Origin of the sequence: Aquamicrobium zhengzhouense, from assembly GCF_016124105.1 — a bacterium.
GTDB lineage: Bacteria > Pseudomonadota > Alphaproteobacteria > Rhizobiales > Rhizobiaceae > Aerobium > Aerobium zhengzhouense.
Window position 1 is genome coordinate 121,852 of the sequence record NZ_JADGMQ010000012.1, and the last position, 8,376, is coordinate 130,227.

Consider the following 8,376-nt stretch of genomic DNA (forward strand, 5'->3'; position numbering starts at 1 on the left):
TTGATTACATTGCAACCGAAACGAGAGCTCCGCCGCCATGACATCAACCAAACGCAACGGGTCGCCCTTCAAATGGACAGACGGTGTGTTCGGGTTGGCAAAAGCGAAGGGCAAGGCAATTTCGCATGTCGTGCACCACAGCGGAGCGTCGGAAGGCGACACGTTGATCGCGTCCTACAACATCCACAAAGGTGTCGGCCTTGATCGCCGGTTTGATCCCGCACGCATCATCTCCGTTCTTCGTGAGATCGACGCCGACGTGGTTGCGCTTCAGGAGGCGACGCGCCGCTTTGGCGAGCGGATATGTCTGCTTGACCTCAAGATGCTGGAGCGGGAGTGCGGCCTGCTGGCTGTTCCGCCTCTTCGCCCGGGCCAGAACCATGGCTGGCATGGGAACATCATCCTGTTTCGTGAAGGAAGCGTCGAAGAGATGAGGCAAATCGATCTGCCCGGCATCGAACCACGCGGCGCCTTGATCATCGACCTCACTCTGCCCGCCGGGCCGTTGCGGATCATCGCTGCCCATCTTGGGCTGTTGCGGCATTCGCGCGCCAGACAGGTCGAAACCTTGCTTGCCGAAGCGGAGGCAGAAGACGGACGCCCGACGCTTCTGATGGGCGATCTCAACGAATGGCGTCTGGGACGCCGGTCATCGCTGCAGAAGCTTGCGCCGTCCTTCGGTCCGTTGCACGCGTCGGTGCCGAGCTTCCCCGCGTCATTCCCTGTTCTTGCGCTTGACCGGGTGCTGGCGAAGCCGCACGATCTCATTACGGGGCTTGAGCTGCACGATACGCCGCTTGCTCGCATCGCCTCGGATCATTTGCCGATCAAGGCGAATATTCAATTGGCTGATACCGCCAAGTCGGATGGGGCGGATCTGGCGGCTGCCTGAACTTTCAAGGAGGGGACATGCCGATTACATATTCGCAGTGCCGGGCTGCAAGAGCATTGGCCGACCTGTCGAGAGACGCGCTGGCGTCCCTTTCCGGTGTGAGCGCGGAACTGATCGAAAGGTTTGAACGCAGGATCGAGACACCGGATGAAGGGGCTGTCAGGTCTCTTCAGGAAGCCCTGGAGGTGGCAGGTGTGCTGTTTCTGGCTGAAGATGGAAGGGGGCGGACCTGGCGTCCGGTTGAAATTCACGGCCTCTGAAACCAGGCGTATCGCCACTCTTGAAAATGAAGGCGGCATCGTCGCCTACGACGACGTACCCTAGCCCGCTGGTCACGTTTGCGAGACCCGAGCATCCAGCGATGCACTGCCACTTGTCGATCTGGCGAAAACTTGTTGTGCTGCAGGTTGATGGATCGCCCGGGCGCAGATGAAGCGAGGAGGCAGGCGTGCGAATTTCAACTTCCATACCCAGCAGCGAGATTACACCGGAGAAGTTCTACTTCAATCGGCGTGCATTTCTTGCAGGCTCGCTTGGAGCCGCGGCTAGCCTTCTTCCTCTAAGCGCGGCCGCCAGCAGCCTTGACTACAAGCCTGGCCCATATGGGACCGACGAAGCCTGGTCCACATTCGCGGATATCACGACCTACAATAATTTTTATGAGTTCGGGACCGGCAAGGCTGATCCTTCGAACAACTCCGCTAATTTCAAACCGACCCCGTGGACGATCAGCGTCGACGGCCTCGTATCAAAGCCGACGACCTTCGACCTCGACGACTTGATGGCCCTGGAGCTGGAAGAACGCGTCTATCGTATGCGCTGCGTGGAAGCCTGGTCGATGGTGATCCCGTGGATCGGTTTCCCGCTTTCCCGCATTCTCGACAAGGTCGAGCCGCTTGGCAGCGCAAAGTACGTCGCATTCGAAACGGTGGTGAGGCCAGAGGAGATTCCTGGACAGCGCGGACGGCTGTTTCAGACGTTGGATTGGCCCTATGTCGAAGGCCTGCGGCTTGATGAAGCTTGTCATCCGCTGACGATTCTCGCAACGGGGCTTTATGGCCGCACTCTGCTGAACCAGAACGGGGCGCCGGTGCGTCTGGTGGTCCCGTGGAAGTACGGCTTCAAGGGTATAAAATCTATCGTGCGGATAACATTGGTGGAAAACCAGCCGGAGACAACCTGGCGCAACATGGCCCCGCAGGAATACGGCTTCTTTGCCAACGTCAATCCGGCTGTTGATCATCCCCGCTGGAGCCAGGCGACGGAAATACGTATCGGCGAGGGCGGCTTCTTCGGCGCAGCACGGCGAGAAACCTTGCCGTTCAACGGATATGGCGACGAGGTGGCCAGTCTTTATGATGGAATGGATTTGAGGTCGTTCTACTAATGCAACCGCGCTGGTGGGGACCGGCGAGTATCTGGCTTGTCTACGGCGTCGGTTTCATTCCAGCGATCTGGTATTTCTGGCTGGGTGCCAGCGGGCAGCTGCCAGGCAACGCCGTCAAGATTTTCGAGCATCTTCTTGGCGTCTGGGCCCTTCGCTTTCTGCTGGCGACACTTGCTGTCACCCCCTTGCGAGACCTTGCCGGGATAAATCTTCTGCGTTTCCGCCGTGCGCTGGGGCTTCTCGCCTTCTGGTATGTGCTGATGCACTTTGCGACCTACATGTTGCTCGACCAGCAGCTGAACTTACCCGAGATCGGCAAGGATATCGCCAAGCGCCCGTTTATCACGATTGGCATGGCGTGCCTGGTGTTCCTGCTTCCTCTGGCGCTGACCTCGAACAATTGGGCGATCCGCCGTCTGGGTCCGCGATGGAGAAGCCTCCACAAACTCGCCTATCTGATCGTCCTCGGCGGTGCTTTGCATTACACGATGGCGGTGAAGGTCGTTACTGCCGAGCCGTTCCTCTATTTCACGCTGGCAATCCTGCTGGTCGCCTATCGGCCGCTGAGAAGTCCGATTTTGAACTGGAAAAAGGATAGACGCCTGAAGACCGCGTCTACAACGTCGCGACAGTGAGCCATATAAAGGGCGCAATCCCGCAGCCACCCAAGCCGGCGCGCAGCTCGCCGCAAATTTCAGATGCTCATCCCGCCAGAGGCGTGCGCTGAGGGAGCGACGGAACGGCGCGGAAACAAAGATTCCGACGCCTTAAGGCATGAGGTTTATCCTCCGCGCACGGATGGAACCGCCTCAGCGCTTTCGGGTTGATGTTCCTCAACAAGAGGCCGGCGATGATCACCAAAGGCGGAAGACGAGGCTGATCGCGGACGTCCGCCGAAGGGACCTGAGAAGGATGTGCTGGGACAGTCAGAGCGCAGCCACAAAGGCGGATCTAATGACAGCGTATCGAGCGCTGATCCTCGGGTGATTTTCGGCAAAGACGATGGCGGCGCACCTTTCCCTCTAGATCAGGACAGAGGCAATCGGCGCTGATCAGGAGACAACATCCGTTACGCTCTGCTGATAGCGACGTCACGACTCGCAAGAGGATTTGGCATGCGCGCACCAGGTACTAGAAAGGTGCGAGAGCGTCATAGGGTGGAGGGCTGCCGCAAGTCAGGAAGTTGTCATTGATACGCAACTCGATGAAGCACCGTCGCTCGATCTCATCTGGGGAGCGGAAGGCGACACGCGGCCTTCATCAACCGAACATTTCGACAGACCCATCACATACTCAGCAAGGATGTGATGCCTGAAAAACCAGTCGGTGAGATGGGTCATCGACCGTCGCGACTGAGTTGCGTTTTTTAGGCGCGCGCAACCGAAGTCTGAATCGTGCTGTTCAACTAAAGTTATAAGGGTGGTGGCTATGGGGGGAGTTGCCGACCCGGTCGTTAGCGCCTCGATGAAACGCGATAGTTCAGGGAAAAATGGTGCCCAGGAGAGGACTCGAACCTCCACGCCTCGCGGCACACGGACCTGAACCGTGCGCGTCTACCAATTCCGCCACCTGGGCCTGTGACCACACGAAGTTTCTTTCGGCGCTTCGTGTGTGGTGCGCCGTCGATGTAGGCGGACCTTGCGTGCCTGTCAATGACAATTTCAATGAATTTGCATCAGCTTGTGAAGAGTTTCCGTTAATGTGCGCGAGCAGCCTGTTTTGATGCGCAAACGGCACAGCTTCACGATGCGTAAGGCGGGGAAAACCCGCCCCGACGTGATGCTCCATATAGGCTTTGACAGCGCATCGAGATACAGCTAAGGGGTCCGAACTTTTCCAAGGGAAAAGGGACCATTGCGCGAGGGCCAATTCCCTGGCGCCGTCCCGGAGCCTGCGCGGTTCCCAAGCAAGCAGACCAAGAGGCAGCACAGTGGCAAAACCCGAACTCGGCGCCAAGCGCATCTGCCCGGAAACGGGCCGCAAATTTTACGATCTGAACAAGGACCCGATCGTATCTCCTTATACCGGGCAGTCCTACCCGCGCTCTTTTTTCGAGACCAACGTCTCCGTTCCGGAAGTCGAGGAGGAGGTCGAGGACAAGGAACTCGATGCTGAAGACGGCGCACCGGAGATCGTCTCGCTGGAGGATGCCGACGACGAGACCAAGGGCGCAGAAGACATCGCGCTTGACGATGAAGATGACGATGTCGATCTCGGCGACGACGATGACACCTTCCTTGCCGATGACGAGGAAGACGAAGACGACGTGACCGGCATCATCAGCGTCGGCGACGACGACGACGAGGGATAAAAAATTGAAAAGCCTCGAAAAAGGGGCTTGATCTTGTGGTGCGGCAGGGCTAGAAGCCGCACCACATACGGTGTGAACAGCAACACACCAACCGACAGCCGGACAGACGGCAAAGGGGGCCATAGCTCAGCTGGGAGAGCGCCTGCATGGCATGCAGGAGGTCAGCGGTTCGATCCCGCTTGGCTCCACCAAAACTTCCCGATCTCGACATTTACAGACGGCATCGCCAGCGGCATTGCACCTTCTTGAGCGCGCGTGCTTGAGGCGAATTTCGGCCTATGAATAGCTCGGCGTGACGTGCGGCGCACAAACGCGCGTACAGGGCTCTGTGGCGGCGTCAGTGGGGCAGGGACCTGGAGAACAGGTTGATGACCAGAACGCCCGCCAGGATCAGCCCAAGGCCGAGAATGGCCGCAAGATCAAGCGTCTGGCGGTAAAGCACCCAAGCGACGGCTGTAATCAGCACAATGCCCATGCCGGACCAGATGGCGTACACAATGCCGGTGGGCATGGTGCGCAGCGGGAAGGACAGCAGCCAGAACGCCGCGCCATAGCCACCAATGGCAATGAGGCTTGGCCAAAGCCGGCTGAACCCATCCGACCGCGCCAGCGCCGTGGTCGCAATGACCTCGGCAATGATGGCGACGAGCAGAATCAGATGGTCCTGGAACTTCATGGTTCGCATCTGAGCATGGGGAAGGAGCGGATGCCAGCCGTCTCGTTGGCGATCTAGACGATCTGAAGGCCGCGAAGGACCGGCAATTGCTTTTCGGCGAAGGTTTCGGCCTGGCTCTGAAGTTCGGCAAGGTTTTCATCCGGCGTTTCGAGCGGCTTACCTTGCTTGACGATGCGCTGTCCTTGGCGGCTCAGCACCTGCCAGGCGAACTGCGCCCACTCATGCGGCCGTTTCTTTCCTTCGCTGAGCGAGAGGAGGAAGAGTTGCTGGAAGCGGGGCACTGCGTGACCGCCGCCGGTGACGGGAGAGGCAAGGAACTGCAGATCGTCGGAGTGGCGCGCTTTTTCCATGACGACGCGGTTGAAGCGTCTCGTGGCTTCACGCCGCTGGTTCTCGCCCTTCGCATCGGCGGGGCAGGGCTGGACATGCCCGGCACCGACCAGAACCAGGATCGCCTGCTGGATACGAGCCCACCCGAGCGCGGAAAGATTTGGGTTTTCGGTCAAGAGCTGGCGCAGGCTGATCGCTGCGGAACGTCCAGATTCGACCGGTTTGGCCAACGCATCAAGGATTGGCCCGTATACCTCTTCCTGCAAGGTCGCTTCACCCAAGGCGCCCGTCACCTTGAGCGGAATATCGGCGCGCAGGGCGGAGAGCGCAAAGCGGCTGTCCAGCCAGATCTCCCGCGCCTCGCTAGCTGATAGCGGCACGGTCCCGCGCGCAAAAATATCGCGGCGGAATTGCTGGTTGACCATGTAGTCCCGCAGCGTCTCGCGGAAGACGGGATCGGCTGTTTCAGCGAGGATCGCCTGCTGATCGGAGGTCAGATTGACGGCGTCGACATGATCGAGCAGATGCGCGGAGCCGACATAGGAAAGCCGCGCCGCCGAAAGTTCGGCTGCGACATCGCAATGGTAGAACAGGTTCCAGTCGGCATTCATATATTCATGGGCGAGATAGTTACGGTTCTGGCCCTTGAGGCGGTCGATGCGCTCGGCAATCGCAGGGACCGTAGCGAACCAGCGCGCATTGGCGTCCTTCATGCGCTCGAGAAAGGCGAGGCCAGCCTCGATCTTCTGCGGCATGGTGCCGGGTGCGGCGTTGCCTGCCAGGCGCAGCAATTGGCGCAGCGGTGCCGGGCCGGACCAGCCGGGCAGGCAATTGTAGGAAATATAGACAAGGCCCCCGGGTTTCAGGCGCTTGTCAATGAAGCGGACAATTGTGTCGCGGTGCTCCTTCGCGATCCAGGAATAGATGCCGTGAAGCGCGATGACATCGAATTGCGGCAGATCGAGACGCGCTTCGAACTCGGCAAAGCTGTCATCGAAGAAGCGGACATTTTTCGTCCCCGCTGCCTCGCAAAGCGCCTGCGCTCCCGCAATCTGCGCCGGGTTGAAATCGGTTGCATAGAAATCGATGTCGGGATTGGCAGCAGCGAGGAGATTAGTGGAAAAACCCTGACCGCAGCCGAGTTCGCAATAGGCGGGGCGATCGCTCGATCTCGGATTGGCCCCTTTGATGAGTACACTGAAGGCGTGGAGGGTTGGAGTTAATTCACGATAGAATCCGTGTGTATACCCCAAGTCCGTCACATAGCCTTTCGTCCAATCGCTCATGATGCATCCGGTCCCGGCTTATGGCAGTAATTTGCAGGCACCATGTTTGCATCATCAGTGCCGCGTTGCTTATCCCAAGAGAAAGGCCCCCTAACAGAAGTCGCGGGGGCCTTTCGAATTTGCACGTCTAAAAAATTCTACGACGTCTTAGAAGCCGAAGTCCGAGTAGTTCACGGCTGAGTCCGCGACGATCACAATATCGGAAGCGATATCGAAATGCCCGTCCTTATCGGCGTCAACAAAGATATAAGTGTTGGCGCCAACGGTGCCGGTCGCAACGCCACGTGCCACGCCTGCGTTGATGGCAGCTACCGGATCGAAAGCGTGCGCCACAAGGCGTCCCGCTCTGACGGCTCAATCACGATCCTTGAGCTCAAGCAGCCGCAGGAAAGGATGAACGGAAGCCGACTGCAAAGGGTGAAGAGGAGGTGGGGCAGGGGGCTGGTTCGACCGCTGAAGGCGAGGGTGTCGGAGCCGGGCATGGCACCGGGTTTGAGGGGTCACCGGAACTACCGGGGCAGAGGTAGTTACTTGTATGCTCGTGGCCGGCTGCTCATGCCCGTTCTTATCTCAAACACTTATTTCATAAAAGAAATGGCAGGAAGCCAAAAGACCGCCTGCCAATTATTCATGGTGTGGATCTGCCCCCGGAGGGGCAGACCAGCGAAGGGGGTGTTAGAACACGATGATATCAGATGCGTCCAACGTTCCAGTAACGCCTGTGACCTTCACCAGGACGTCCGCAGCGGCGTCATAAGTTGCGTTGCCGTCAACATTGTGGAAGATGAACGTATCCGCTCCGTAGGTGAATTGGACCGTCGCACCGTCTGCGTTTGCAATAGCAGCAACTGCCAAGGCAGCTGCCGCAAGGTCTGCAGCCGCGCTAACGGTGGTCTGCTGGCCAGAGGTCAGGGCGACTACCGTTGCTGTTGCGCCAGCGTTTTGAAACGCGAGCGTATCCGCTTGTCCGCCTACAACGTTGGAGCCAAGATTTAGATCCGTGATCCAGTCAAGAGCTGTCGCTCCGGTGTCTCCGGCTGCAAAGCGGAACTGATCGTTACCTGCACCACCGGTAAGCGTGTCTGCACCAGCACCGCCGGTAAGCGTGTCTGCACCAGCACCGCCGGTGATCACGTCAGCCTGACCCGAACCCGTGATGTTGTTCACTGCAGAAGAACTGCCCGTAATCGCCAGGCCGTTGTTTGTTGCGGCTGCGGCGTTGAACGTGAACGCACCCGTGGCTGCGCTTGCGTCCACCGACGCGTTCGCTGCAACTGCAAGCGCAGTGGTGGTGATGTTCACGGTGCCGGCGCCGGTGATATCCAGATCGCTCAGCGAGGTAGAACCTGCCAGCGATTGAACGATCACATTGTCAGTAGCGATGATGTCGAGGTTTGAGGTGGTGCCGGTTTTTGAGACAGGGGCATAAGGTGGATCGCCCAATGGAAAGGACGATCCAGCATGAAGACACGCAGACGGTTTACTGCCGAGTTC

At 58.7% G+C, this 8,376-nt stretch carries 9 protein-coding genes and 2 tRNA genes; 6 read left to right on the top strand and 5 right to left on the bottom strand.

Going from position 1 to position 8,376, the window contains the following annotated elements; all coding sequences use genetic code 11:
• Nucleotides 1–37 precede the first annotated feature (37 nt).
• The 4 genes from IOD40_RS15375 (at nt 38) to msrQ (ending at nt 2,914) form a co-directional block, all read left to right on the top strand.
• A complete protein-coding gene (locus tag IOD40_RS15375) occupies nt 38–892 on the top strand; it encodes an endonuclease/exonuclease/phosphatase family protein (RefSeq protein WP_198477576.1) in 855 nt (284 codons plus the stop codon).
• 17 nt (nt 893–909) lie between these two features.
• On the top strand, nt 910–1,152 hold the full coding sequence (locus IOD40_RS15380; protein ID WP_233714014.1) for a helix-turn-helix domain-containing protein: 243 nt from the start codon (nt 910–912) through the stop codon (nt 1,150–1,152).
• Between the two features lie 188 nt (nt 1,153–1,340).
• Nucleotides 1,341–2,279, top strand: a complete 939-nt coding sequence (msrP, locus tag IOD40_RS15385) for a protein-methionine-sulfoxide reductase catalytic subunit MsrP (protein ID WP_198477577.1) — start codon at nt 1,341–1,343, stop codon at nt 2,277–2,279.
• On the top strand, nt 2,279–2,914 hold the full coding sequence (gene msrQ, locus IOD40_RS15390; protein ID WP_198477578.1) for a protein-methionine-sulfoxide reductase heme-binding subunit MsrQ: 636 nt from the start codon (nt 2,279–2,281) through the stop codon (nt 2,912–2,914). The genes msrP and msrQ overlap by 1 nt, the downstream gene beginning before the upstream one ends.
• Before the next feature lie 855 nt (nt 2,915–3,769).
• Here the strand turns inward: msrQ and IOD40_RS15395 are convergent.
• Nucleotides 3,770–3,854 (bottom strand) — tRNA-Leu (locus IOD40_RS15395).
• Between the two features lie 355 nt (nt 3,855–4,209).
• Between IOD40_RS15395 and IOD40_RS15400 the strand changes: the two genes are divergently transcribed.
• Both IOD40_RS15400 and IOD40_RS15405 read left to right on the top strand, forming a co-directional pair.
• A complete protein-coding gene (locus IOD40_RS15400; RefSeq protein WP_198477579.1) occupies nt 4,210–4,590 on the top strand; it encodes a TIGR02300 family protein in 381 nt (126 codons plus the stop codon).
• 115 nt (nt 4,591–4,705) lie between these two features.
• Nucleotides 4,706–4,781: transfer RNA gene (locus IOD40_RS15405), tRNA-Ala, on the top strand.
• A gap of 146 nt (nt 4,782–4,927) precedes the next feature.
• Here the strand turns inward: IOD40_RS15405 and IOD40_RS15410 are convergent.
• The 4 genes from IOD40_RS15410 to IOD40_RS15425 form a co-directional block, all read right to left on the bottom strand.
• Nucleotides 4,928–5,266 carry an SMR family transporter gene (locus IOD40_RS15410; RefSeq protein WP_198477580.1) on the bottom strand — a complete coding sequence of 113 codons (339 nt, stop codon included), beginning with the start codon at nt 5,264–5,266 and terminating at the stop codon, nt 4,928–4,930.
• A 53-nt stretch (nt 5,267–5,319) separates the two neighbouring features.
• Entirely contained in the window at nt 5,320–6,882 is a 1,563-nt protein-coding gene (locus IOD40_RS15415; protein ID WP_198477581.1) for a class I SAM-dependent methyltransferase, read from the bottom strand.
• 147 nt (nt 6,883–7,029) lie between these two features.
• Nucleotides 7,030–7,215 (bottom strand): hypothetical protein, encoded by a 186-nt coding sequence (locus IOD40_RS15420; RefSeq protein ID WP_198477582.1) that lies wholly within the window; start codon nt 7,213–7,215, stop codon nt 7,030–7,032.
• A gap of 342 nt (nt 7,216–7,557) precedes the next feature.
• Nucleotides 7,558–8,376, bottom strand: an 819-nt coding sequence (locus tag IOD40_RS15425; protein ID WP_325099752.1) for a calcium-binding protein, incomplete at its 5' end; no start/stop codon positions are given.